This window comes from Sphingomonas kyeonggiensis (assembly GCF_030812785.1).
Taxonomy (GTDB): Bacteria; Pseudomonadota; Alphaproteobacteria; order Sphingomonadales; family Sphingomonadaceae; genus Sphingomonas; species Sphingomonas kyeonggiensis_B.
Map to the genome: position 1 here is coordinate 697,057 of NZ_JAUSTJ010000001.1, position 25,007 is coordinate 722,063.

The 25,007-nt window shown below is 67.6% G+C and carries 25 protein-coding genes; 13 read left to right on the plus strand and 12 right to left on the minus strand.

Features of this window, described 5'->3' with window-relative positions; translation table 11 throughout:
* The first annotated feature begins 14 nt into the window (after positions 1-14).
* Entirely contained in the window at positions 15-1,586 is a 1,572-nt protein-coding gene (gene purH / locus J2W22_RS03455) for a bifunctional phosphoribosylaminoimidazolecarboxamide formyltransferase/IMP cyclohydrolase (RefSeq protein WP_307116862.1), read from the plus strand.
* Positions 1,587-1,632: 46 nt separating this feature from the next.
* On the opposite strand, the gene J2W22_RS03460 is transcribed toward purH, so the two are convergent.
* From J2W22_RS03460 to nadB, 6 genes are all read right to left on the minus strand, one after another.
* Positions 1,633-3,150 carry a lipopolysaccharide biosynthesis protein gene (locus J2W22_RS03460; RefSeq protein WP_307116863.1) on the minus strand — a complete coding sequence of 506 codons (1,518 nt, stop codon included), beginning with the start codon at positions 3,148-3,150 and terminating at the stop codon, positions 1,633-1,635.
* Between the two features lie 8 nt (positions 3,151-3,158).
* Positions 3,159-5,915: a DNA polymerase I gene (polA, locus tag J2W22_RS03465; RefSeq protein ID WP_307116864.1), complete on the minus strand. Its 2,757-nt coding sequence runs from the start codon at positions 5,913-5,915 to the stop codon at positions 3,159-3,161.
* A 50-nt stretch (positions 5,916-5,965) separates the two neighbouring features.
* Positions 5,966-6,658 (minus strand): 2OG-Fe(II) oxygenase, encoded by a 693-nt coding sequence (locus tag J2W22_RS03470; protein ID WP_307116865.1) that lies wholly within the window; start codon positions 6,656-6,658, stop codon positions 5,966-5,968.
* A 55-nt stretch (positions 6,659-6,713) separates the two neighbouring features.
* Entirely contained in the window at positions 6,714-7,901 is a 1,188-nt protein-coding gene (locus tag J2W22_RS03475) for a serine hydrolase (RefSeq protein WP_307116866.1), read from the minus strand.
* Positions 7,902-8,068: 167 nt separating this feature from the next.
* A complete protein-coding gene (locus J2W22_RS03480) occupies positions 8,069-9,502 on the minus strand; it encodes a hypothetical protein (protein WP_307117983.1) in 1,434 nt (477 codons plus the stop codon).
* Positions 9,499-11,103, minus strand: coding sequence for an L-aspartate oxidase (gene nadB, locus J2W22_RS03485; RefSeq protein ID WP_307116867.1), 1,605 nt, complete (start codon positions 11,101-11,103; stop codon positions 9,499-9,501). The genes J2W22_RS03480 and nadB overlap by 4 nt, the downstream gene beginning before the upstream one ends.
* A gap of 65 nt (positions 11,104-11,168) precedes the next feature.
* Between nadB and J2W22_RS03490 the strand changes: the two genes are divergently transcribed.
* The gene (locus tag J2W22_RS03490) at positions 11,169-12,077 is read left to right on the plus strand and encodes an alpha/beta hydrolase family esterase (protein ID WP_307116868.1); all 909 of its coding nucleotides are present in this window, start codon (positions 11,169-11,171) and stop codon (positions 12,075-12,077) included.
* 2 nt (positions 12,078-12,079) lie between these two features.
* Here the strand turns inward: J2W22_RS03490 and J2W22_RS03495 are convergent, their stop codons facing one another.
* On the minus strand, positions 12,080-13,147 hold the full coding sequence (locus J2W22_RS03495) for a sialidase family protein (protein ID WP_307116869.1): 1,068 nt from the start codon (positions 13,145-13,147) through the stop codon (positions 12,080-12,082).
* Positions 13,148-13,160: 13 nt separating this feature from the next.
* Complete coding sequence (locus J2W22_RS03500; protein WP_307116870.1) at positions 13,161-14,084, minus strand: ABC transporter ATP-binding protein; 924 nt, start codon at positions 14,082-14,084, stop codon at positions 13,161-13,163.
* A gap of 64 nt (positions 14,085-14,148) precedes the next feature.
* On the opposite strand from J2W22_RS03500, the gene J2W22_RS03505 reads away from it, so the two are divergent.
* The 3 genes from J2W22_RS03505 (at position 14,149) to J2W22_RS03515 (ending at position 16,410) form a co-directional block, all read left to right on the plus strand.
* The gene (locus J2W22_RS03505) at positions 14,149-14,382 is read left to right on the plus strand and encodes a zinc-finger domain-containing protein (RefSeq protein ID WP_307116871.1); all 234 of its coding nucleotides are present in this window, start codon (positions 14,149-14,151) and stop codon (positions 14,380-14,382) included.
* Positions 14,383-14,400: 18 nt separating this feature from the next.
* Positions 14,401-15,828, plus strand: coding sequence for a metalloprotease TldD (gene tldD, locus J2W22_RS03510; protein WP_307116872.1), 1,428 nt, complete (start codon positions 14,401-14,403; stop codon positions 15,826-15,828).
* A 63-nt stretch (positions 15,829-15,891) separates the two neighbouring features.
* The gene (locus J2W22_RS03515) at positions 15,892-16,410 is read left to right on the plus strand and encodes a hypothetical protein (RefSeq protein ID WP_307116873.1); all 519 of its coding nucleotides are present in this window, start codon (positions 15,892-15,894) and stop codon (positions 16,408-16,410) included.
* Between the two features lie 32 nt (positions 16,411-16,442).
* Here the strand turns inward: J2W22_RS03515 and J2W22_RS03520 are convergent, their stop codons facing one another.
* Positions 16,443-16,739, minus strand: a complete 297-nt coding sequence (locus J2W22_RS03520) for a CcdB family protein (protein WP_307116874.1) — start codon at positions 16,737-16,739, stop codon at positions 16,443-16,445.
* On the minus strand, positions 16,739-16,984 hold the full coding sequence (locus tag J2W22_RS03525; protein ID WP_307116875.1) for a type II toxin-antitoxin system CcdA family antitoxin: 246 nt from the start codon (positions 16,982-16,984) through the stop codon (positions 16,739-16,741). Before J2W22_RS03525 ends, J2W22_RS03520 begins: the two co-directional genes overlap by 1 nt.
* 44 nt (positions 16,985-17,028) lie before the next feature.
* Here J2W22_RS03525 and J2W22_RS03530 point away from each other — a divergent pair, with 44 nt between their 5' ends.
* Genes J2W22_RS03530 through J2W22_RS03540 form a run of 3 tightly spaced genes read left to right on the plus strand, consistent with a single transcriptional unit; the run spans position 17,029 to position 18,712 of the window.
* On the plus strand, positions 17,029-17,955 hold the full coding sequence (locus tag J2W22_RS03530; protein WP_307116876.1) for a DUF5996 family protein: 927 nt from the start codon (positions 17,029-17,031) through the stop codon (positions 17,953-17,955).
* Positions 17,956-17,963: 8 nt separating this feature from the next.
* Positions 17,964-18,512: a pyridoxamine 5'-phosphate oxidase family protein gene (locus tag J2W22_RS03535; protein WP_307116877.1), complete on the plus strand. Its 549-nt coding sequence runs from the start codon at positions 17,964-17,966 to the stop codon at positions 18,510-18,512.
* Complete coding sequence (locus tag J2W22_RS03540; RefSeq protein ID WP_307116878.1) at positions 18,512-18,712, plus strand: putative signal transducing protein; 201 nt, start codon at positions 18,512-18,514, stop codon at positions 18,710-18,712. The genes J2W22_RS03535 and J2W22_RS03540 overlap by 1 nt, the downstream gene beginning before the upstream one ends.
* Position 18,713: 1 nt before the next feature.
* Here J2W22_RS03540 and J2W22_RS03545 read toward each other — a convergent pair whose 3' ends face one another.
* Together J2W22_RS03545 and J2W22_RS03550 are read right to left on the minus strand one after the other, a co-directional pair.
* Positions 18,714-19,205, minus strand: coding sequence for a hypothetical protein (locus tag J2W22_RS03545; RefSeq protein ID WP_307116879.1), 492 nt, complete (start codon positions 19,203-19,205; stop codon positions 18,714-18,716).
* A 163-nt stretch (positions 19,206-19,368) separates the two neighbouring features.
* Positions 19,369-19,968, minus strand: coding sequence for a TetR/AcrR family transcriptional regulator (locus J2W22_RS03550; RefSeq protein WP_307116880.1), 600 nt, complete (start codon positions 19,966-19,968; stop codon positions 19,369-19,371).
* Positions 19,969-20,029: 61 nt separating this feature from the next.
* Between J2W22_RS03550 and J2W22_RS03555 the strand changes: the two genes are divergently transcribed.
* The 5 genes from J2W22_RS03555 to J2W22_RS03575 all read left to right on the plus strand — a co-directional run bounded on the left by J2W22_RS03555 (position 20,030) and on the right by J2W22_RS03575 (position 25,007).
* Positions 20,030-20,644 carry a glutathione binding-like protein gene (locus J2W22_RS03555; protein ID WP_307116881.1) on the plus strand — a complete coding sequence of 205 codons (615 nt, stop codon included), beginning with the start codon at positions 20,030-20,032 and terminating at the stop codon, positions 20,642-20,644.
* Between the two features lie 134 nt (positions 20,645-20,778).
* On the plus strand, positions 20,779-21,942 hold the full coding sequence (crtY, locus tag J2W22_RS03560; RefSeq protein ID WP_307116882.1) for a lycopene beta-cyclase CrtY: 1,164 nt from the start codon (positions 20,779-20,781) through the stop codon (positions 21,940-21,942).
* A complete protein-coding gene (locus tag J2W22_RS03565) occupies positions 21,939-23,417 on the plus strand; it encodes a phytoene desaturase (RefSeq protein ID WP_307116883.1) in 1,479 nt (492 codons plus the stop codon). Before crtY ends, J2W22_RS03565 begins: the two co-directional genes overlap by 4 nt.
* Positions 23,418-23,484: 67 nt before the next feature.
* Entirely contained in the window at positions 23,485-24,066 is a 582-nt protein-coding gene (locus J2W22_RS03570; protein ID WP_307116884.1) for an LOG family protein, read from the plus strand.
* Positions 24,063-25,007, plus strand: coding sequence for a phytoene/squalene synthase family protein (locus J2W22_RS03575; RefSeq protein ID WP_307116885.1), 945 nt, complete (start codon positions 24,063-24,065; stop codon positions 25,005-25,007). The genes J2W22_RS03570 and J2W22_RS03575 overlap by 4 nt, the downstream gene beginning before the upstream one ends.

Sequence of the window (25,007 nt, forward strand, 5' to 3'; positions counted from 1 at the left end):
GAGGGGCATGCCGCATGGACCAGATCAAGATCAGCCGTGCGCTACTCTCCGTCTCCGACAAGACCGGGATCGTCGAACTCGCAACCGCGCTTGCCGCACAAGGTGTCGAACTCGTCTCGACCGGGGGCACCGCCACCGCGCTGCGCGATGCCGGACTGAACGTTCGCGACATCTCCGATCTCACCGGCTTCCCCGAGATGATGGACGGCCGCGTAAAGACCTTGCACCCCAAGGTCCATGGCGGCCTGCTCGCGGTGCGCGGCAATGCTGAGCACGAAGCATCGATGGCCGAGCATGAAATCGGCCCGATCGATCTCGTCGTGGTCAATCTCTATCCCTTCGCGCAGACCGTGGCGCGCGGCGCCGATCGCGAGACGATCATCGAGAATATCGATATCGGCGGCCCGTCGATGGTCCGCTCGGCCGCGAAGAACCACGAGAGCGTCGCGATCCTCACCGATCCGGCCGATTATCCGCTGGTCCACGGCGCCACGACGACGCTCGAGCAGCGCCGCAAGTTCGCGGCCAAGGCCTATGCCGCCACCGCCGCTTATGATTCGATGATCTCGAGCTGGTTCGCCTTCGCCGATCAGGGCGAGGCCTTCCCGGAGACGCTCAACCTCAGCCTCAAGCGCGGCGCTTCGCTGCGCTATGGCGAGAACCCGCACCAGTCGGCGGCCTTCTATGCCGCGACGGGCCCCTCGACCCTGGGCATCGGCCAGGCGCGCCAGCTCCAGGGCAAGGAGCTGAGCTACAACAACTATAACGACGCCGATGCGGCGCTCGAGCTGGTCAGCGAATTCCGCGACGGCCCGCCGACCGCGGTTATCGTCAAGCACGCCAACCCCTGCGGCGTGGCGAGCGGCGCGACGCTGGCGGAGGCCTATGCCGCCGCCTTTGCCTGCGACACGGTCTCGGCGTTCGGCGGCATCATCGCGGTCAACCGCCCGCTCGATCGCGCCACGGCCGAGCAGATCACCTCGATCTTCACCGAAGTCGTGGTCGCGCCCGGCGCGGACGAGGAAGCGCTGGCGCTGTTCGCCGCGAAGAAGAACCTCCGCCTGCTGCTTACCGACGGCCTGCCCGATCCGGCACGGAACGGCCTGATGGCCAAGGCGATCACCGGCGGCTGGCTGGTCCAGAGCCGCGACAATGGCATCGTCGGCCCGGCCGAGCTCAAGGTCGTCACCAAGCGCCAGCCGACCGAGCAGGAACTCGCCGACTGCCTGTTCGCCTGGACGGTGGCCAAGCACGTCAAGTCGAACGCGATCGTCTATGCCAAGGACGGCTCGACCGCTGGCGTCGGTGCCGGCCAGATGAACCGCCTGGAGAGCGCCCGTATCGCCGCGTGGAAGGCCAAGGACGCCGCCGACAAGGCCGGCTGGGCCACGCCGCGCACGATCGGCTCGGCAGTCGCCTCGGACGCCTTTTTTCCCTTCGCCGACGGCCTGCTTGCTGCGGTTGAGGCCGGGGCGACCGCGGTGATCCAGCCGGGCGGCTCGATCCGCGACGAGGAAGTCATCGCCGCTGCCGACGCGGCCGGCCTGGCGATGGTCTTCACCGGCATGCGCCACTTCCGGCACTGATCAGTAAAACCGTCATCCCGGCGAAGCCGGGATGACGGCTATGGGTTCAGATCTTCTCTTCGGTCGGCAGCGTCGCTTCGCCCGCGCGCGGCATCTTGCGAAACAGCGCCTTGTCCTCCGGGCCGAAGCCGAACTTGATGATCACGAACAGATAGGTGACCAGGATCGCCGGCATGCCGAGGCTGAGCTCGGCCCATTCGGCGCTCTTCGGCAGCGACGTGAAGGCGCCGCCGACCAGGCAGGCGATCGCGATCGCCGCGAAGAAGCTTGGCCGGATCGAGACGACCGGCGCGCCGGTCAGCCGATAGAGCAGGGCCGCCTTCACCGCCGATCCGATGGTCAGCGAAACGGCAAGCGCCAGGGCCGGCCCTGCGGCCTGCACCGGTTCGGGCCAGCCCTGCTCGCGGGCGATGAAGACGAACACGAAGCTCAGCACGATCTGGAGCAGCAGCACGCAGACCGAGATCGCCAGGTTCTTGTGGCGGGCGATATAGACGAGGCCGGTCTCGCAGACCGCGCCGGTCGAGGCGAGCACCTCGGCGACGAGCAGGATGCACAAGGCGCCGGCACCGATCACGAATTCCTTGCCGATCAGCCCCATCACGCCTTCGGCGGGGATCGAGAACATCACTGCCAGCGCCGCCTGGGCGCTGGTCACCCAGAAGCCGACCTGGCGGACCTGCTTGGCGACCGCCGCCCTGTCATCCTCGGCCAGCGCCTTGGTGACCACCGGCCCCAGGATCGGATCGAAGCTCGACTTGAGCCGTTGCGGCACCGAGGCGACCTGCTGCGCCATGTAGTAGATGCCGACCACCGCCGGGCTGAACAGCAGCGCCAGGATGAAGCGGTCGACATTGCGAGTCGCCCATTCGATCGCATCGGCGCCAGCGAGCGGCGCATTGGCCCGGGCGAGCCACCAGATCGAACTTGGCCGCGGCCGCCAGCCATGGGGCAGGCCATACTCCTTGACGAAGGGCACGATCGAGGCGGCGAGCGCGGCGATCATCGACAGCACATAGGCATAGATCAGCCCGTCGCGCGCCGAGACATAGGAGAAGCCCCAGGCGGCGATGCTGATCGTCCAGGGCTCGATGATCGCGCGCGCCGTCACCGCCGCGCCGATATTGTGGCGATAGGCGCAGGCGGAAAGCGCGACGTCGGACAATGCCGGGCACAGCACGACCAGCGCGATCAGCGGCTCGAGGCCGGTCACCTGGCTGTTCGGGAACATTGCCTGGGGGAAGAGGATCAGCACTCCGCTGGCGAGCAGCGAGGCGAGCAGCGCCACCACCATCGCGTCCCAGGCGACATGGGCATGTGGCCGGTCGGTATCGGCCAGCGCCTGGGCCAGGCCGCGCTTGAGGCCGAGCGTGGCGAGCAGGGCCGCGACCTCGATCACCAGCACTGCGATCGCATAACGGCCGACAATGTCCGGGCCATAGGCGCGGCCGGCGATGAACAGGAAGGGCAGCCGCGCGGCGAGGCGCAGGATGAAGCCCAGGATATTTGTCCGCCCGCCCTTGGCGAGCGCGTTGATGTCCTCGCCGCCCGACGGCGCGGTCATGGTCTCGCTCAATGCGCGGCGCCCCAGCTCGGGCCCACGCCGATCTCGACGCCGAGCGGCACGGTCAGCTTCACCGCCGGCTCGGCCGCGGTCGCCATCACCTGCTGGATGATCGGCTTCGCGGCCTCCACGTCACCCTCGGGCAGCTCGAACACCAGTTCGTCGTGCACCTGGAGGAGCATCTTCACATTATGTAGACCGGCCTCGGCCAGCGCCGGGCCCATCCGGGCCATCGCGCGCTTGATGATGTCGGCGCTGGTGCCCTGGATCGGCGCGTTGATCGCGGCGCGTTCGCTGCCGGCGCGCTCGTTCGGATTCGAGGCCTTGAGGCGCGGGAAATGCGTCTTCCGGCCGAACAAGGTGGTGGTGTAGCCGCGCGCCTTCGCCTCGTTGAGCGTGTCGGCAATATAGCGGTTGATGCCCGGGAAGCGCTCGAAATAGCGGTTGATCATCGCCTGCGCCTCGTCGGGCGTCACGTCGAGCCGTCCGGCCAGGCCCCAGCGCGAGATGCCGTAGAGGATCGCGAAGTTGATCGTCTTGGCGCGGCCGCGGGTGTCGCGATTCACTTCGCCGAACAGCTCCATCGCGGTGCGGTTGTGGATGTCCTCGCCCTGCTCGAAGGCATCGCGCAGCGCCGGCACGTCGGCGATATGCGCGGCGAGGCGCAGCTCGATCTGCGAATAGTCGGCCGAGAGGATCACATTGCCCGGTTCGGCGACGAACGCGTCCCGGATTTGTCTGCCGGTCTCTGTGCGGATCGGGATGTTCTGGAGATTGGGGTCGGTCGAGCTGAGCCGCCCCGTCTGCGCGCCGGTCAGCGAGTAGCTGGTGTGCACGCGCCCCGTCGCGGGGTTGATCTGCGCCTGCAGCGCGTCGGTATAGGTGGACTTGAGCTTGGTGAGCTGGCGCCAGTCGAGCACCTTCACCACCATTTCGCGGCCCGGCGAATCCTTGTCCGCCGCGATCCGCTCCAGCTCGTTGACGTCGGTGGAATAGACGCCCGACTTGCCCTTGCGACCGCCCTTGATCCCCATCTTGTCGAACAGCACGTCGCCCAGCTGCTTGGGGCTGCCGATGGTGAACTTGAACCCGGCGATGCCGTGGATCTCTTCCTCCAGCGCCGCGATCTGGTGCGAGAAGTCGGTCGAGAGCCGGTGGAGCACCTGCGCGTCGACCTTGATGCCCTCGCGCTCCATGCCGGCGATCACCGAGACGAGCGGCCGGTCGACCATCTCGTAGACGCGGGTCGAGCCTTCATAGGCCAGCCGCGGCTTGAACCGGCGCCAAAGCCGCAGCGTGACGTCGGCGTCCTCGGCGGCGTAGCGGGTTGCGGCCTTGAGATCGACCTGGCCGAAGCCGAGCTGGTTCTTCCCGGTGCCGACCACGTCCTTGTAGGCGATGCAGCTGTGCGAAAGGTGGGTCGCGGCGAGCTCGTCCATGCCGTGGCCGTGCAGGCCGGCGTCGAGGTCGAAGCTCATCACGATCGTGTCGTCATAGGGCGCGACGTCCATCCCCGCGCGGCCCAGCACGATCATGTCGTATTTCAGGTTGTGCCCGATCTTGAGGACCGCCGGGTCCTCGAGCAGCGGCTTCAGCTTCGTGATCGCTACTGCGCGGTCGATCTGGACCGGCTTCTCGGCGAACATGTCGGTGCCGCCATGGCCGAGCGGGACATAGCAGGCCTTGTTGGGCTGGAGCGCCATCGAGACGCCCACCAGCTCGGCGCGAGTGGCGTCCACCCCGGTGGTCTCGGTGTCGATCGCCACCCAGCCCTGGTGCCGCGCAGCCGCGATCCACTGGTCGAGCGCGGCCTCGTCTGTGACGGTCTCATACCCGTCGTGGTTGCAGGGCGGGTCTTCCTCCAGACCGGGCGTCTCATGCGTCTCGACCGGCGCGTCGGCGACGGCGGAAAGCCGGTTGAGCAAGGTGCGGAAGCCGTGATGCTCGAGGAACGCGCGCAGCGGCGCGTCGGGAATGCCTTGCAGCGCGAAATCCTCGAGCGGCTCGGGCAGGGGCACGTCGCTGGAGAGCTCGACCAGCTGGCGCGAGAGCCGGGCCATCTCGGCATGCTCGATCAGATTGTCGCGCATCTTGGACGGCTTCATCGACGGCGCCGCCGCCAGCACCGCCTCGACCGTGCCGAATTCCTGGATCAGCTTGGCGGCGGTCTTGGGGCCGATGCCCTTCACGCCGGGGACATTGTCGACGCTGTCGCCCATCAGCGCCAGCACCTCGCCCAGCTTCTCGGGGAGGACGCCGAACTTCTCCTCGGTGTCTGCCGGGCCCAGCCGCCGGTTGTTCATCGTGTCGAGCATGTCGACCGAGGGATCGGTCATCAGCTGCATCAGGTCCTTGTCGGAGCTGACGATGGTGACGCTCCAGCCCTGCGCCAGAGCTGCCTTGGTATAGCTCGCGATCAGGTCGTCCGCTTCCCAGCCGGCTTCCTCGATGCAGGGCAGCGAGAAGGCTCGGGTCGCGTCGCGGATCATCGGGAACTGGGGGACCAGGTCCTCGGGCGCGGGCGGGCGGTGCGCCTTGTACTGGTCGTACAGCTCGTTGCGGAAGGTGTGCTCGCTCTTGTCGAGCACCACCGCCATGTGAGTCGGGCCGTCGGCCTTGTTCAGCTCGTCGACCAGCTTCCACAACATGGTCGTATAGCCATAGACGGCGCCTACCGGCTCGCCATGCTTGTTGGTGAGCGGCGGCAGCCGATGATAGGCGCGGAAGATATAGCCGGAGCCATCGACGAGATAGAGATGAGGCATTGCCGCGCCGGGATAGCCGAGGCCGTGCCCTTAACAAAGCCCGCTTTGTTTCACTTTGCGTCGTGAAAGATGATTCCGAGCGTATGGCGCTGCCCCGAGCGCAGTTCGCTGACGCCATGACGTAGCGTCACCCGGTAATCGCCGCGGCTGCCGCGCACCGGCCGCTGGTTCACCGCGAAGATCACCGCATCGCCCTGCGCGAGCGGCACCACCGAAGCACGCGACTGCATGCGCGGGCGCTGCTCGGTCAGCACGAACTCGCCGCCGGTGAAGTCGCGGCCCGGCGCGGAGAGCAGCACGGCGAGCTGGAGCGGGAAGACATGCTCGCCATACAGGTCCTGATGCAGGCAGTTATAGTCGCCCTGCCCGTAGCGGAGCAGCAGCGGGGTGGGGCGCAACTGCCCTGCGTCGTGGCAGCGGACGAGGAAGTCGGCATGCGCCGGCGGGAAACGGTGGGCGAGCCCCATGCGGTGGTGCCAGAGATTGGCGATGGCGGCGAGCGGCGGGTAGAGCCCGGTCCGCAGCGCCGCGACCATGTCGGGCAGCGGATAGGCGAAATAGCGATATTCGCCGCGGCCGAAGCCGTGCCGCGCCATCACCACCCGGCTGCGGAATCCCGCCTCCTCGTCATAGCGCGCGGCGGTCGCATCGCACTGGTCGGGGGAGAGCAGGCCGGGCAGCACCGCCCAGCCCTGCGTGTCGAGTGCCGCGGTGATCGCGGTCCAGTCATATCGGTCGAGCATGGCGGCGGACTAGCGCGCGGCGTTGCCGCACGCCTTCCGGCTTTTGCTTCCGAACTTACTTGCTGCTGGTGAAGGCCTTCCAGGCCGGATCGGCATTGTCCTCAGCGGGCAGACCGGCGCCGTGATTGGCGACGATCGCCTGCGCCACCGCCTGCATCAGCAGCTGGCGCTCGCGGATCGGGCGGCGGGTGTCGCCGATCATCACGGCGAGCGCATAGGATTTGCCGTCGGGCGCGGTCAGGATGCCGACATCGTTGAAGCCGGCGGTGCGCGCGCCCAGATCCTGGCCGGTGCCCGTCTTGTGGCCATAGACCCAGCCAGCCGGCACCGCGCCGTGCACGCGGGCGCGGCCGGTCCTGGCGCCGTCCATCGTCTGGAGCAGCCAGGCGGTCGAGCTCGGCGAGAGTAGCTCACCCCGCTTCAGCCGGGCAAGCGCCACCGAGATCGCGCCGGCGGCGGCGCCATCGGGCGGATCCTTTACATAGGCTTCGTATGCCGACAGCCGCACGGCGGGCGACAGGCGCGAGCGCGCGACCGCAAAGGCGTTGCCCATCGAATATTCGGGCTTCCACGCCAGCCCCGCAGTGCCGGCCTGGAGCAGCTTCTCGCCCGGACCGAAGCGCACGCCGGTGATCCCCTTGCGCGCGAGGAAGGAACGGATCGCGTCGGGCCCGCCGACCAGCCGCAGCAGTTTGTCGTTGCAGGTGTTGTCGCTCATCTGCATCGCGCGGCGGACGATCTCGCCGACGGTGGCCGTGTAGCCGGCATCGCCCTTCACGAGCGCGGCGACCGGCTGGTGGAACAGGGTGAAATCGGCGCGGGTGATGGTGAGCGGATCGTCGAGGCGGATCTTGCCCTGGTCGACCGCGTCGAGCACGGTCATCGTCACCCACAGCTTGGAGACGCTCTGCTGCGGCATCGGCCGCGCGGCGTCGTTCGATGTGACGATCCAGCCGTCCTGCACGCTGGTCACCGCCACGCCGACCAGCCCGTCGAAATTGCGGGTGATGCCGTCGATCGCGTTGACCAGTCCGTGCGGCGCGCGCGCAGTCGGCTTCCAGGCATTGGCGCTCGGCTTGGCACCGCCATCCCAGGGGAAGGCAAAGCTCACGCCGTACGTGGCGGGCATATAGGTGGCGAGCGACGGATCGCCGTGCACGGTGCAGCCGACCAGCATCGCGGGCCCAAGCCCGGCTACCGTCACTGCCCGTTGAAACGCCGAGAAGTCCTCAAACTTGAACACTTTAATACGACCCCTTGCCCCGCCGGAAACCATGCGGCGGATGTGTTTCGCGGGAAAGTCCGCGCAACGCCGGGTTGCGACGAATGCTAATCTTGTAGCGGTGAAGCGTGAATGCAGCGGAAACGCACCGCTATTTTTGAGGGAAACGCTGGGAAAATCCTGAGGTTTCAGTTGTTGGTGGCACGCAACCAGGCGTTGAGCGTCGGGATTGCCGGATCGGCCATGCAGCTGCCCGTCCGGCGCAGCACGCAGCCGGGCGCATCGGTGATCCCGGGCGCCGCGCAGAACTCCAGCCGATACTGGCTGGGCAGCTCGGCGAGGTGCGCGCGCGCCGTGACCACGACGTCGAAGGCCCCGGCGTGGCGCGCAGCCTCGCCCGGTGTTTCGATCCGGTAGATCGGCGTGGCGCGGCGATACAGGGCATAGGCGCCGGGCACGGTCTCGCGCGGGCGATAGAGCGCCAGGCCACAGGTCTGCGGCGGGCGGCCCGCCCGTTCGAGTGCGGCGGCGAGATCGGCCTCCAAGGTCCAGTTCGGACGGAAATACCCCATGGCCAGTCCCGCGGAGGCCAAGCTCCACAGCGCCAGCGCACCCGCTGTCGCCGGCACCAGCCGGTGACGGGGCAGGCGACGCAGCAGCTCGGCGCTGCCGATCGCGGCAAGGATCACCAGCAGCGCGCTGCTCGCCAGCACGAAGCGATATTCCTTGTGCGCGATCAGCGAATGGAAGGCGAGATGGACCAGCGCCACCCAGAGCAGCGCCGGGTAGCGCTTCGCGCCCAGCCAGGCGAGCATCAGGATCGGCACGATCGCCAGGTTCCAGTTGGCGGCAAGCAGCGAGACATAGCCCGTGACAGGCATCGTGCCATACTCGTTGGCGCGGCCCTCGATCAGGTTGATCCGCGCCGCCTCGATCATCCAGCGGAAGGGCACCGCGCCCATGGCCAGATTGGCCAGCGCATCGATCGCAAGCGCACCGCAGCCGCCCGCGACCATCGGCAGCCAGGCGCCGCGCCAGTCCTTCCGCGCCGTCAGGATCGCCAGGGTCAGCAGCGCCGGTGCATATTGGATGCGGGCGACGAAGCAGAGTCCCATCAGCAGCCCTGCGACCGCGAACTGGCGTGGTCCGGGCGTACGGCGGGCGAGCAGCAGCCAGATTGCGCCCATCAGCAGCGCCAGCCCGATCGGCTCGGACAGGGCACGGGGCGCGAAATAGACCAGCTCGAACCAGGTCGCCGCCACGAAGCCCGCCACGATCCCGTGCAGCCGCGATAGCCGGAGCCCCAGCGACACCGCGCTGCCGACGATCACCAGCGACAGCGCCGCCAGCGTCAGGCGGACGAAGAGCAGATGCAGCGTCGTATCGGGCGAAAGCGCGTGCCCCAGCCCCATCGGCAAAGCGAGCAGCTCGGGGATCAGCCAGCTGCGAAGGCCGGCACGAAAGTCCCAGGTCTGAACCCAAGGTCCGGCGACAAGGTGCCAGGCAGGCTCGAGATATTGCCAGATCTCGTCGAACCAGTTGACCATGAACGGAATCGAGGCGGCGGCGCGCAGTATAGCCGCCAGCAGGAGTACACCCCAGAAGATCCGTTTGGCGGTCAGGGCACCAGCACCGTGTCGATCGCCTCGGGCAGCGTCTCGGGATAGTCGAGATTATAGTGCAGCCCGCGGCTCTCCTTGCGATGCAGCGCCGATCGGACGATCAGGTCGGCGCTCTCCAGCAGGTTGCGCAGCTCGATCAGGTCGGGCGTCACGCGGAAATGGCCGTAATAGTCCGCCACTTCCTCGCGCAGCATCTTGATCCGGTGTGCCGCGCGCTCGAGCCGCTTGGTCGTCCGCACGATGCCGACATAGTTCCACATGAAGCGGCGGATCTCGGTCCAGTTCTGCTTGATCACCACTTCCTCGTCGGAATCGGTGACGCGGCTCTCGTCCCATGGGCGGATCGCCGGGGGCGGGGCGAGATCGCCCCAATGCGCGGCGATGTGACTGGCCACCGCCTCGCCGAACACGAAGCATTCGAGCAGCGAGTTGGAGGCGAGGCGGTTGGCGCCGTGCAGCCCCGACTGGCTGACCTCGCCCGCCGCATAGAGATTGGGCAGGTCGGTGCGCCCGTCGCGATCGATCACCACGCCGCCACAGGTGTAATGCTGGGCCGGGACGACCGGGATCGGCTCCCTGGTCATGTCGATGTCGAGGTCGAGCAGCCGGGCATGGATGGTCGGGAAGTGATGCTTCACGAACTCCGCGCCCATATGGCTGATGTCGAGATGGACATAGTCGAGGCCGAGCCGCTTGATCTCATGGTCGATCGCGCGGGCGACGATGTCGCGCGGCGCAAGCTCGGCGCGCGGATCGAGATCGGGCATGAAGCGCTTGCTCGCCTCGTCGCCGGCATCGGGGGGCAGGAGCAGCCGCCCACCTTCGCCGCGCACGGCCTCGGTGATCAGGAAGTTCTTGACTTCGAGATTGTAGAGGCAGGTCGGGTGGAACTGCATCATCTCCATGTTCGAGATGCGGCATCCCGCACGCCACGCCATGGCGATGCCGTCTCCGGTCGCGCCCCTGGGCGCAGTGGAGAACAGATAGGTCCGCCCCGCGCCGCCGGTCGCCAGCACCGTGGCGCGGGCGGTGAACAGCTCCACCCGGTTGGTCCGCCGGTTGAAGGCATAGACGCCCCAGACATTGCCTGCGCCCGAATAGCGCTCTTCATGCCGGCTGGTCGCCAGGTCGATCACCACCTGGTCGGGCACCAGGGTGATGTTCGGATTGGCCTGCGCCGCCTTGAGCAGGGCGGTCTGCACCGCGAGTCCGGTGGCGTCGTCGACATGGACGATGCGGCGATGGCTGTGCCCGCCCTCGCGGGTCAGGTGCAGCGCACCGCCCTCGGTGTTGAACGGTACCCCGATCTCGGCCAGCCGCCGGATCGCCGCGGGCGCGTTCTCGACCACCATCTCCACCGTCGCGCGGTCGTTCAGCCCGGCGCCGGCGATCATCGTGTCCTCGATATGGCTCTCGAACGTGTCGCCTGGCTCGAGCACCGCGGCGATGCCGCCCTGCGCCCAGGCGGTGGAGCCCTCGGCGAACCCACCCTTGGCAAGCACGGTCACCTTGAAATGCTGGGCGAGGTTGAGTGCCGCGGTCAGCCCGGCCGCGCCGGAGCCGATCACCAGGACGTCGCTGCTATGGGGGTCTTGCGCCATTTTTCTTCCGCTGGTTCGCGCCCGGACTAGGCGCTAGGCGGGGGTGCTGGCAACGGGAGAGAGATATGCGTCGACAAAGCCTGGGTTTGATGGCGGGCCTGATCGCTGCGCTATGGGCCGCACCCGCTGCCGCCGCCGGCTGCACTCTGGGCACGCCCGGCGCCACCGTGCGGGTCGCCATCGGCGATACCGGGCGCTCGGCGATGCTCCATCTGCCCAGCGGCTTTTCGCGCGCGCGGCCGGCGCCGCTGGTGATGCTGCTCCATGGCAGCGGCGGCACCGGCAAGGCGATGCTGGAGAGCTCGAAGCTTGCCACCGCCGCCGACGCGCACGGCTTCATCGTCCTCGCCCCCAATGCCGGCATCCCGGTGGAGAAGGGGTTCGTCTGGAACATTCCCGGTGTACCCAGTGTCACCGGCAAGATGCCCGGCGCAGAGGACGCCGACGACGTCACCTTCCTCAAGGGCGCGATCGACTGGCTGGCGGCGAACCGCTGCATCGACCGGACTCGGGTCTACGCCACCGGCCTGTCGGGCGGCGGGCGGATGAGCAGCTGGCTCGGCTGTGTCGCCGCCGATCGCTTCGCCGCGATTGCCCCGGTGGTCGGCCTGCGCGCCGGCAACCCGCTGGCGACCGACAGGCGCGTTCCCGATCCCGCCACCTGCCAGCCTTCCAAGCCCATGCCGGTGATCGCCTTTGCCGGCGATGCGGACAAGACCAACCCGATCCAGGGCGGCGGTGCCGGCTATTGGCAATATACGATGGCGACGGCGCTCGGCCGCTGGTCCGATCTCGATGCCTGCCGCACCGGCCCGGCGCAGCGCGACATTGATGAGAAGCGCTATGAGGTCCGCTATGCCGCCTGCCGCGAGGAAGCGGAGGTGATCGGCCGGATCACGCGTGGCGCGGGCCATGTCTGGGTCGCGGACAATGATGCGATGTGGGCCTTCTTCGCCAAATACCGGCGGCGCTGACTCTAGCCTGCCAGGCGCGCCGGATCGACCACGACGTGGCGGATCCGCTGCCGGTTCCAGGTATAGGTGATGTGCACCAGCCCGTCCGCCGACTGGATCACCGCCGGATAGGCATAGCCTTCGGGCAGGGGCTCAGTCTCCAGCGTCAATGCCGGGCGCCAGTGCACCCCGTCGCGCGAGATCGCGATGTTGAGCGGATAGCGTCTGCCCTTGCCGGGCGTGTCGGGCTGCTGCGCGGCATGGTTGTAGACGATCAGCTGGCGCCCGTCCTTCAGCGTTACTGCATCGGTGCCCGAATTGGGGTTGGGCAGATCGACCGCGAACAGCTTTCCCCAGCTCTTCCCTTCATCGGCGGACTGGGCAGCGACCAGCACGCCCTGGCGCGAACGGGCGATCGCCTCCAGCTTGCCGCCAGGCAGGAACAGGATGCTCGGCTGGATGGCATCGAAGCGCGCCTCGGGATCGACGGGTACCGGCGCCGTTTGGGTCCAGCTCCGGCCGCTATCCTCGCTGCGCTCGAAATGCAGCTTCCATTCCCAGGTCGAGCCATTCTCGGTGCTCGACGGCGCGAGCCACGCGCCACTGCGCAGCACCACCGGCTTGTTCTTGATCGGGCCGAGCATGCCCTCCGGCAGCCGCTGCGGCTTGCTCCAGCTGCGCCCGCCATCGGGGGAGGTGACAACCATGCCCCACCAGCTCTGCGGGCTCGGGCCGAGCTTGTAGTAGAGGTGCAGCGGCCCGGCCGGATCCTGGAACAGCACCGGATTCCAGGTGGGCAAGCGGGTGCCGTCGGGCTGGATGCCGTTGGCGACAGACCTTGGCGTCTCCCAGCCCTTTGCGTCGCGTCGCGCGAACCAGATCTCCACATCGGGACTGCGCTCGTGCGTGCCGCCGAACCAGGCCGCGGCAAGTGCGCCGTTACGGGTCTGGACGATCGTCGAGGCATGGCTCTGGGGATAGGGCGCTTGCTGATAGACGAACTCGCGCAGAAGCACCGCGTCCCGCCGCGGCGCGGCCCATGAGGACGCCGAGACCGGCAGCGCCAGGGCGAGCATCAGCATGCGGATCATCGCCAGGCCAGCTTCAGCCGTTCGCCGCCCGGGTCAGGTTCAGGAACACATCCTCCAGGTCCGCCTCGCGGGTCGAGACGTCGACGATGCCGAGCCCCGCGCCCTGCACCGCGCCCAGCACTTCGCCGGCATTCGCCTGGTCCTTGCGATAGGTGATGACCAGGGTGCGCTCGCCCTTCATCTCCACCTTCTGGAAACAGGCATTGGCCGGCGGCGTCGCCACGTCGCGGTCGACGGTGACCTCGACCACCTTCTCCTGCGCCATGCCGACCAGCTCGCGGGTCGGCTTGTTGGCGATCAGCTTGCCATGGTTGATGATCGCGATCCGGTCGCAGAGCTGCTCGGCTTCCTCGAGATAATGGGTGGTCAGCACCACCGTGACGCCGCGCTGGTTGAGCTCGCGGACATAGGCCCAGAGCTGCTGGCGCAGCTCGACGTCGACACCGGCGGTCGGCTCGTCGAGGACGAGGACGGGCGGCGAATGGACCATCGCCTTGGCGACCATCAGCCGGCGCTTCATCCCGCCCGACAGCGTGCGCGAATAGGCGTCGGCCTTGTCCTCCAGATGGACGGCGCGCAGCAGCGCCATCGCATCGAACCTGCCCTTGGGCACGCCGTAGAGCCCGGCCTGGATCTCCAGCGTCTCCTTCGGCGTGAAGAAGGGATCGAAGATGATCTCCTGGTTGACGATGCCGATGCTCGCCTTGGCGTTGCGCGGATGCGCGTCCACGTCGAAGCCCCAGATCGACACCGAGCCGCCGCTCTTGTTGACCAGCCCCGCCAGGATGTTGATCAGCGTCGACTTGCCCGCGCCGTTCGGCCCGAGCAGCCCGAATATCTGTCCCCGGGGCACGTCGAAGGTCACCCCGTCCAGGGCGCGCTTGCCGCCCTGATAGGTCTTGCAGAGATCCTGGATCGCGATCGCAGCCTGAGTCATGCGCACCGCATAAGGCTGCGCGCGGGCGATTGCGAGCCCTCGCAGTGCTTGCTATCGGCGACTCATGACCGCGCAACAGCCCGAACTGATCCGCACCGCCTCCGCCCGCGTCGCCTGTGACGGCACCGGCCCCGGCCTGCCCGCCGCGCTGGGCCATCCGCGCGTGTTCCTGCAGATCGACGAGCATGGCTATGTCGATTGCGGCTATTGCGACCGCCGCTTCGTGCTGATCGGCGGCCCGGCCGACGGCGCCGACCAGAGCCAGCTGCCCGACCACCCGGCTGGCGCCAGCATTTAAAGCGCCTATATCGGCGGGATGAGCATTCCCTCCGATCCGCGCAGCTATATCTATCGCGACTCGCTCGATCCCGAGACCGCCGCGAAGCTTACCGCCGAGGCGCTGGCCAGCGCCGAGGATGGCGAACTCTATCTGCAATATCGCAAGACCGAGGCGTTCGGCTTCGACGATGGCCGGCTGAAGACCGCCTCGTTCGACACCCAGTCGGGCTTCGGCCTGCGCGCCGTCTCGGGCGAGACCACCGCCTTCGCCCATGCCAACGAGATCTCGCCCGCCGCAATCCGCCGCGCGGCCGAGACGATGGCGCTGATCGATCCGGCCAAGCAGGGCAAGGCCCCGCCGCCCCAGGGCAACAACCGCCATCTCTACACCCATCAGGACCCGCTCGACCTGGTGCCCTTCGCCGACAAGGTGAACCTCTGCCAGTCGATCGATGCGGCGGCCCGCGCCCGCGATCCGCGCGTCCAGCAGGTCTCTGTCGGGCTCACCGGCTCGTGGAGCGTGGTCGAGATCGTCCGGCCCGACGGCTTCATCGCCACCGATGTCCGCCCGCTCGTCCGCCTCAACGTCTCGATCGTCGTCGAGCAGAACGGCCGGCGCGAGACCGGCAGCTTCGGCATGGGCGGCCGCACCCTCTACGACAATCTCTTCCAGCCCGAGACTTGGAACCGCGCGATCGACGAGGCGCTGGCCCAGGCGCTGGTCAATCTCGACGCCGTCGATGCGCCGGCCGGTGACATGACCGTGCTCTGTGGCCCCGGCTGGCCCGGCGTGCTGCTCCACGAAGCGGTGGGCCACGGCCTCGAAGGCGATTTCAACCGCAAGGGCACCTCGGCCTTTTCCGGGCGGATCGGCGAGCGCGTCGCGGCGCCGGGCGTCACCGTGGTCGATGACGGCTCGATCCTCGACCGTCGCGGCTCGCTGTCGATCGACGACGAAGGTACGCCGACGCGCGAGACCATCCTGATCGAGGACGGCATCCTCAAGGGCTATATGCAGGACCGGCTCAACGCTCGGCTGATGGGCGTCGAGCCCACCGGCAACGGCCGGCGCGAATCCTTCCAGCATGCCCCGATGCCGCGCATGACCAATACCTTCATGAAGGGCGGCAAGGACGATCCGGCCGAGCTGCTCAGCCGCGTCAAGAAGGGCATCTTCGCCAAGTCGTTCGGCGGCGGCCAGGTCGACATCGTCTCGGGCAAGTTCGTCTTCTCCTGCACCGAGGCCTATCTGATCGAGAACGGCAAGCTCGGTGCCCCGATCAAGGGCGCGACTTTGATCGGCGACGGCCCCACGGTGCTGAACAAGGTCACCGGCATCGGCAACGACTTCGCGCTCGACGAAGGCGTCGGCATGTGCGGCAAGGGCGGACAGAGCGTCCCAGCCGGCGTCGGCCAGCCGACCCTGCTGGTCGAGGGGCTGACCGTGGGCGGCACTGCGGCCTGACGCGAAAAGGGGAGGCGGCCAATGGGGTGGTTTTCGAGAGCGAGGAAGCTCGAGGACCGCACCATGGAAATCCTCGGTCGCCACATCGACCGGGACTTCACCGTCTATCCCCTCGGCGAAGGCGCGGCGTTGGCGGGCGAAGTGCGGGCACTGGGCGAGCGTTTCGGCGTCGCCTTTCCCGATTCGATCGTCGCCCATCTGAGCGGCCGCTTCCCGGGTACCATCCTGCTCGCCTCCGAACAGGTCTGGCCGCGCCCGCAACCGCTCGACGTCGCGCCCTTCTGGCAGTTCCTCTACGGCGTCCACAGCTTCACGCCGCTCACCACCAGCGAGGACTGGATGCGGCTCGATCTGGTCGCGCGCGATTTCCAGGCCGCGAGCGGGCACCGCGCCGTGCCGGTCCTCAAGCGGATCGGCGACGCCAATCTGATGTGCGTCGATTCGAACGGCAATCTGCTCGACTATGATCACGAGCAAGGCGGCCTGACTCCGACCGGCCTCGACTTCTGGGATCTATTCGAACGCGAAGTCCGCGAACTGGTCGAACGCAGGCACCGACTGGTGCGGGAGCGGGCGGGGTGAACGCTGCGCTGGACCGATCGGATGACGGCAGTTCAGACCCCGCCCAGCAACACGTCGATCGCGCCGATGATCCTGAAGCGATGCTGCGCCAGCGATGCGACCAACTCGCGCAGATCCGATGTCCGGATTGCCGCCGCGAGTTCGGTCATCAGTATCAGTTCCTCGCCCTCGACATCGAAGCGGGGATGCAGGCGCGGTGTGGTTGGAGCAGCGGCCTCCTGCCGCATCAGTGGTACGACCAGGCGCGTTCCGATCTCCGCGAAGATGTCAGCCTGAACGTCGAGCACCAGGCCGCCGCCCTGCATGCGATAGACGTCGAATTGCGCCATCAGAACTGGCGGTATTTTTCGAGCGGCAAGCCGTTCTCTTCGACCCAGCGATTATGCGCGTCGATCCACTCGCGATTCTCTTCCGTCCATTTCCGGTTGCGCTCGGCCTTCGCCGCGTCCCGCAGCGCGGCTTCGCAGATTTGCGAGAGGTTGATCCCCACCTCGCGCGCCGCGGCGACCACGCCGGTGTCGAGCGAGAGATTGACAGCCTTGCGCTTGCCGGAGGAAAGGGCATCATGCTTCATGCGCAAGAATTATGCGCATGGGTAATGCGCGTCAAGGAGCCCATATGATCCTCCCCGAGCTCGACTGGACCCGCTGGCGCGAGACCGCTCAGCATCTCCACCTCGTCACCCAGATCATCGGCAAGGTCCGCCTCGCCCGGACGCCCTGGCTCAACCATAGCTGGCACGTGGTGCTCTATCCCGCGGCCTGGGGGCTCACAACCGGCCCGGTCCCCTGCGACGATGCCACCCTGCAGCTCGACCTCGACCTGCAGGCGAGCGAGCTGCGCCTGTCCACCGACAGCGGGGGCGAGGCGGTGCTGCCGCTCGTGCCGGGCAGTATCGCCGATTTCCATGCCGCGCTGATGGCGGCGCTCGCCGCGCTCGGCACGCCGGTCGCGATCAACGGCACGCCCAGCGAGATTCCCGACGCAATCCCCTTTGCCGATGACGTGGCCGAGCGCCCCTGGGATGCCGATGCGGTGCGCGATTTCCACCGCGTGCTGCTCTGGGTCGACCGCGTCTTCCAGCAGTTCCGCACCGGTTTCCTCGGCAAGGCGAGCCCGGTGCATTTCTTCTGGGGCAGCTTCGATCTCGCGGTCACCCGCTTCTCGGGCCGTACTGCGCCGAAACATCCCGGCGGCTTTCCCGGCCTGCCCGATGCCGTGACTTGCGAAGCCTATAGCCATGAGGAAGCCAGTGCCGGCTTCTGGCCGGGCAGCGATGCGTTTCCGAGGCCGGCCTTCTATGCCTATGGCTATCCGGCGCCCGATGGCTATGCGGACGCCAAGGTGCCGGCTCCGGGCTATTTCGACGCAAATCTCGGCGAATGGCTGCTCGACTATGACGCGGTCCGCACCGCCGAGGATCCACGCGCGACTTTGCTCGGCTTCCTCCAGGCGACCTATGACGCGGCCGCCGATCTCGGCGGATGGGACCGTGCACATCTCGAATGCGTGCCGGGCGTTCCCCGCAAGCCGCGCATCGTCTAGAGCTGGGCATGGCCGAGTTCTTCGATGCGCTCACCGACAGCCACCGCGCCTTCATCGCGCGTCAGCCGATGTTCTTCGTCGCGACGGCGGCGGCCGAAAGCCGGGTGAACCTCAGCCCCAAGGGCATGGACTGTTTCCGCGTGCTCGGGCCGAACCGCGTCGCCTATCTGGACGTCGCCGGATCGGGCAACGAGACGCATGCCCATCTCGTCGCCGATGGCCGCATCACGATCATGTTCTGCGCCTTTGACAGCCCGGCGCTGATCCTGCGCCTCTATGGCCGGGGCCGGCCGGTGCTGCCGCAGGACCCGGAATGGGCTGGGCTCGCCGCGCATTTCACGCTGCTGCCCGGCACGCGCCAGATCTTCGATATCCGCGTGGAAAGCGCACAGAACAGCTGCGGCTGGGGCGTGCCGCACATGGAGTTCGAGCGGGAGCGCGAAACGCTCAGCAAATATCATATCAAGCACGGCGCCAAGGCACGTTTCGCCAAATATGCCGTGCGCACCCACAGCATCGACGGGCTCCCCGTCCGCAACCCCAGCGAGGAACCCTGATGGCACTTGTCGAACTCGGCCGCTTCGACCGGCAGGAAGCCTTTATCGTCCAGGGCCGGCTGGAGGATGAGGAGATCCCCAGCTTCGTCTTCGACGCCGGCACCAGCATCGCCGATGGCTCGTATCTGCTGATCCCGGTCCGTGTGATGGTCGACGACGAGGATCTGGCGCGGGCGCGCACGATCCTCGACGCCGCCTAGCTCAGGAAACGACCTCCACCGGGATCGTCGCGATTCCGGTGTCGCCGCAGGAAATCGCGACCGCCTTGTACTTGGGCTGGGAGTTCCTGATCTCCGCCTTCACCTCCTGCGTCGTGATCACCTGTTGGACCGGGCCTGTCGGCGCCGTCGCGACCAGGGTGAAATGCTGGGTCGGGGGCAGGGCCTTGTCGAGAGGTCCCTGGTTGAGCACCACCGTCCATCCGCTCGTCGGGGTAGTCGCCTGTCCGGTGACGTGCAGTGTCGGGCTCGATCCCGGTCCGGGCATCGTGTCGACCCACGCCTTCCAGTCCTTGGTCGTGACCTTGGCGCAGTCATTGGTGACGGCAACATCCGCCGCGGCCGACACATTGCCGCTGTCGTTGACGATCTCGTTGACCGTGGTCGCGGGCGCGGTCTTGTTGGCGTCCGGCGCCGTGCAACTGGCGGCCAGTGCCGCGACCATGGCCAGGCAAGGCAAGGTTATGCGCTGCATGTTCGTTCCTCCCCCTTGGGTTTTCGAGGCAAGAAGACTGCGCGCATGGGGAGAGGAGTCAAACGACTTCGCCGCCGAAATGGACGATGCGTGCAAGTCGTTCGATTGCATATTGATAATAAAGCCAAGATTTATGCTGGCAGTGGCTGGATAGGCGCAAGGATCAGGTCAGTAGCAATGCCGTCACTTTCTTGGCGATCGCGATCAGTTCGGCGCGGGGCGTGCCCGCCCGGGCACGGGTACTCAGCGAATGGATCACCGAAGAGGCGATCTGCGCATCGCCGCGCGGATCGGCACTGCCGGCCTGGGCCATCAGTTTCTCGATCCATCCGTCCTGCAGCGCCACGAACGCCGCCAGCGCCGTGCGGATGTCGGCGTCCATCACTGCCTCGGTTGCGGCGGTGTTCACTGCGATGCAGCCCGACGGGCCATGTTCGCCGGTCAGAAAGCCCTCGATCGCGCCGATGAACAGCGCCTTGAGCATCTTCTCGCGCGGATAGTTCACCCCGTGGAGTGCCGCGAAGGTCAAATCGACCACTTCGTGGGTGCGGGCCAGGCCGGCCAGGTACAGCGCCTTCTTGTCCCCGAACGCCGCATAGAGGCTCGGCCGATTCACGCCGGTAGCCGCCGCAAGCTCGTCGAGCGAGGTGTTGGCATAGCCGAGCGTGCGGAACCGCTGGGAGGCCGCGCGCAGGGCCGCCTCCTCGTCGAACTTGCGCGGACGGCCGCGTCCGCGTGGCGCTATTTTTGTATCGGTTCGCATTAAATTCCTTGACCTGGTCATTTTTGTGCGAGATCGTACAAAAATACAAGGGAGACTCGTCATGAAGCTCTATTTCACCCCCTTCGCCTGCTCGCTGGCGGCGCGCATCGCGCTCGAGGAAGCCGGGCTGGATGCCGAGTTCGTCCAGGTGCCCAAGGATCTGCGCCTGCCCGACGGTCGCGATTTCACCGAGATCTCGCCGATGGGCTATGTGCCCGCGATCGAGACCGGCACCGGCTTCGTGCTGACCGAAGGGCCGGCCGTGCTCACCTATATCGCCGAGTTGGCGCCCGAGGGCTCGCTCAGCTTCACCGGCTTCTCCGACGCACATTACCGGATGCTCGCCTGGCTCAACTTCATCAGCACCGAGCTGCACAAGGCGGTGTACATGCCGATCCTCGGCAAGGGCTATTCGGAGGCCGAGCAGGCCGCCGCCCGCGCCCGCCACGCCAAGCCGTTCGCGGTGCTGTCCAGGCATCTCGAAGGCCGCGATTTCCTCGACGACCGCTTCACCGTCGCCGATGCCTATCTGCTCGCGGTGCTCAACTGGAGCGAGTTCTCGAAGGTGCCGCTCGCCGACTGGCCGGTGCTGGCGGCCTATCGCGAGCGGCTGCGCGCCCGCCCGGCGGTGGCGCGGGCGATGGCCGCCGAATGGCCCTTGCTCAAGGCTGCCTGATCTCTCTCGGGCTCCGGGCGAGGCCGCATCACGGTCTCTCCCACCACGCCTGCCCCTTCCGCCCCATGTCCACATGGTGTGCGGGAGGGGCATTTTTGTTGGAATCGGGCGAATCGCTCGGCTAGGCCTGTGCCATGCCCGCAACGATCAACTGCGACGTGGCGATTGTCGGCGGGGGCCTTGCCGGCGGGCTGATCGCGCTCGCGCTGCGCCGGAAGCGGCCGGACTGCGATGTCCGCATCGTCGAGGGCGGCGGCCGGATCGGCGGCAACCATCTCTGGTCCTTCTTCGCCAGCGATGTCGTGCCCGCGGACCGCTGGCTCACCGCGCCGCTGGTCGGCCATGGCTGGCGGAGCTACGACGTCGCCTTCCCGGCGGTCTCGCGCACGCTGGGCACGGGCTATTATTCGATCGAATCGCGCCGGCTCGACCAGGTGGTCCGCGCCGAGCTGCCCGAGCAGGCGGTGATGACGCGCCGCAAGGTGCTCGCCGCCAGCCCCACCGCCGCGGTCCTCGCCGATGGCGACCGGATCGAGGCGAAGGGGGTGATCGACTGCCGCGGCCCCGCCGACCTCGCCGCGCTCGAGTGCGGCTGGCAGAAGTTCCACGGCTGCGAGCTCCAGCTCGCCGCGCCGCATGATCTCGCCCGGCCGATGATCATGGACGCAACCGTCGAGCAGCTGGACGGCTATCGCTTCGTCTATGCGCTGCCGTTCAGTCCCACCTGCGCCTTTGTCGAGGACACTTACTACAGCGATACCCCCGATCTCGATTCCGCCACGCTCGGAAACCGTATCGGGGGGTACGCCCAAAGCCGCAACTGGCAGCTCGATCACGTCGTCCGCGAGGAATCCGGCGTGCTTCCGGTCGTGATGGGCGGAAGCTTCACGGACTATTGGCAGGCGGGCGGCAACAAGGTCGCCAAGGCGGGCAGCCGCGCCGGGCTGTTCCATCCGCTGACCAGCTACACGCTGCCCGATGCGGTGCGCACCGCCACCCTCGTCGCCGCGGCCAGCGACCTGAGCGGCGCGGCGCTGCACCGCCTGCTCCACGATTTCGCCCGATCGACATGGCGCCGGCGCCGTTTCTACCGCATGCTCGCCGCCATGTTGTTCAAGGCCGCCGAACCCGAGGAGCGCTACCGCGTCCTCCAGCGTTTCTATCAGCTCGATCCGGGGCTTATCGGGCGTTTCTATGCCGGGCATTCGACGCTGTTCGATCGGCTGCGGATCGTTTCGGGCAAGCCGCCCGTTCCGCTGGGCAAGGCGGTTTCGGCAATTTTGGGGGCGTCCAGGTGAAGCGTGCGGCAGTGGTGGGTGCCGGGATCGGCGGGCTGGCGCTCGCCATCCGGCTGCAGTCGGCGGGTGTCGACACGGTGGTGCTGGAGGCGCGCGACAAGCCCGGCGGTCGCGCCTATTTCTGGGAGCGTGACGGCTTCACCTTCGATGCCGGCCCCACCGTGATCACCGCGCCCGAGGCGCTGGAGGAGCTGTGGCAGCTCTCCGGACACCGCATGTCGGACGATGTGACGCTCAAGCCGATCTCGCCCTTCTACCGCCTGTCCTGGCCCGACGGCACGCGCTTCGACTATTCCAACGACGATCATGCGCTCGCCGCCGAGATCGCCCGGCTCGAGCCCCAGGACGTCGCCGGCTATGGCCGTTTCCTCGAATATGCCGCCGGCGTATACGAGGAAGGCTATGTGAAGCTCGGCACCGTCGCGTTCCAGGACTTCATGTCGATGGTTCGCGCCGCGCCCGCGCTTGCCAAATATGGCGCCTGGCGCTCGGTCTATTCCAAGGTCTCCAGCTTCATCCGCAACGAGAAGCTGCGCCAGGCCTTCTCCTTCCACACGCTGCTGGTCGGCGGAAACCCGATGACTGCGAGCGCGATCTACGCGCTGATCCATCAGCTCGAGCGCCAGGGCGGCGTGTGGTGGGCCGAGGGCGGCACCAACCGGCTGATCGCCGCGATGGTCCGTCATTTCGAGCGCCTCGGCGGCATTATCCGCCTGGGGGACCCGGTGGCGGGCATCGACACGCTGGGCGACCTCGTCACCGGCGTGCGCACCGCGAGCGGGCACGAGCTGCAGGTCGACGCCGTTGCCTGCAATGCGGACGTGGTCCACAGCTATCGCGACCTGCTCAAGGGCTCGCGCTCCAGTCAGCGCGCCGCGCAGAGCCTCGAGCGCAAGCGCTTCTCGCCGTCACTGTTCGTCGTCCATTTCGGCGTGCGCGGCACCTTTCCGGACATCGCCCACCACTCGATCCTGTTCGGCCCGCGCTACCAGGGGCTGCTCGCCGACATCTTCGATCACGGCGTTCTCGCCGAGGATTTCTCGCTCTACCTCCACCATCCGAGCGCGAGCGATCCGGCGATGGCGCCCGAGGGCCATTCGACCTTCTATGCGCTCGCGCCCGTGCCCCATCTCGGCAAGTTCCCCGCCGACTGGAGCGAGATCGGCCCGGTATTGGAAGAGCGCATCCTGGCCGAGATACAGCGGCGGCTGATCCCCGATCTCAAGGACCGGATCGTGACCAGGTTCAGCTATGCGCCGCCCGATTTCCGCGACGATCTCGCCGCGCATCTGGGCTCCGCCTTCAGCCTGGAGCCGATCCTGACCCAGAGCGCCTGGTTCCGCACCCATAATCGCGACGATGCGATCCACAATCTGTTCTTCGTCGGTGCCGGCACCCATCCGGGCGCGGGCATCCCCGGCGTTATCGGCAGCGCCAAGGCGACGGCGGCGCTGATGCTGGGAGAAGGCAAGTGAGCGGCTTGCTCCCCGCGGCGTTCTGGCCGAAGGCGAGCGAAACCACGCATATCGGGAAGAGCAGCATATGAAGCGCGTCGCAGTCTATTGCGGTTCGGCCAGCCCGGCCGACCCTGTCTATATCGAGGCTGCGCGCCATGTCGGCCGCACTTTGGCCGAGCGCGGCATCGGCCTGGTCTATGGCGGCGGCAAGCTCGGGCTGATGGGCGCGGTGGCCGACTCGGCGCTCGCGGCCGGCGGCGAAGTGATCGGCGTGATCCCCGAGCTGCTCGTCAACGCCGAGGTCGCGCATCGCGGGCTCAGCGAGCTTCATGTCGTCGGCACGATGCACGAGCGCAAGGCGCTGTTCACCGACCTCGCCGACGGTTTCCTCAACCTGCCCGGCGGCACCGGCACGATGGACGAGCTGTGGGAAGCGCTCAGCTGGGCGCAGCTAGGCTATCACAAGGACCCGGTCGGCCTGCTCAACATCGCCAACTATTACGACAAGCTCGTCGAGTTCTGGGAGCATATGGGCCGGGTCGGCTTCGTCCGTCCGCAGCACCAGAACATGCTGATCGTCGACACCAGTCTCGAAGGGCTGCTCGACAAGATGGGCGCGGCCAAGCCGATCGAGACGATCGTCCAGATGAAGCGCGACGATCTGTGAGCGCCCCGCTTCCCTCGCGTGCCGCGATCGTCGCGACCGCGCGGGAAGCGATCGCACGCGGCTCGCGCAGCTTCGGCGCCGCCAGCAGCCTGTTCGACCGCCAGACGCGCGAGCGCGCCTGGCTACTCTATGCCTGGTGCCGCGCCTGTGACGATCTGGCGGACGGCCAGAATCATGGCCACGACGCGGTCGAGGTCGACAGGCAGGCAGGGTTGGCGCGCATCCGCGAATTGACCCAGGCGGCGCTCGACGGCCAATGGGTCGGCGATCCCGCCTTCGACGCGCTGCGCATCGTCGTGGCCGAGACCGACCTGCCCCACCGCTATGTCTGGGACCTGGTGGAGGGTTTCGCGCTCGACGCCGCCGAATGGGGCCCGCGCCACGAGGCCGATCTCTACCGTTATTGCTATCATGTCGCCGGCAGCGTCGGCTGCATGATGGCGGTGATCATGGGCGTCCCGCCCGACGACGAGGCGACGCTAGACCGGGCCTGCGATCTCGGCATCGCCTTCCAGCTCGCCAACATCGCCCGCGACATCGAGGCGGATGACCGGATGGGCCGCTGCTACCTGCCCGACGATTGGCTGACCGAGATGGACATCCCGCCCGGCCAGCATATGAAGCCGCCCTTCCGCCAGCGCCTCGCCGTGCTCGCCGGACGCCTTACCGGCGCCGCTGACGACTATGCCGAAAGTGCCCGCCGCGGGACGCCGGCGCTGCCGTTCCGCTCGGCCTGGGCGGTGCTCGCCGCTGCCGGCATCTATGGCGCGATCGCGAAGAAGGTCGCGGCGCGCGGCGAGCATGCCTGGGATCACCGCGTCGCCACCTCCGGCTTCGAGAAGCTCGGCTGGATCGGCCGCGCCTGGTGGCAGGCGCTGCGCCGCAGGGATCTCTATCCTCCCATGCCGCGCGATCCGGATTTATGGACCCGCCCGCGCTAG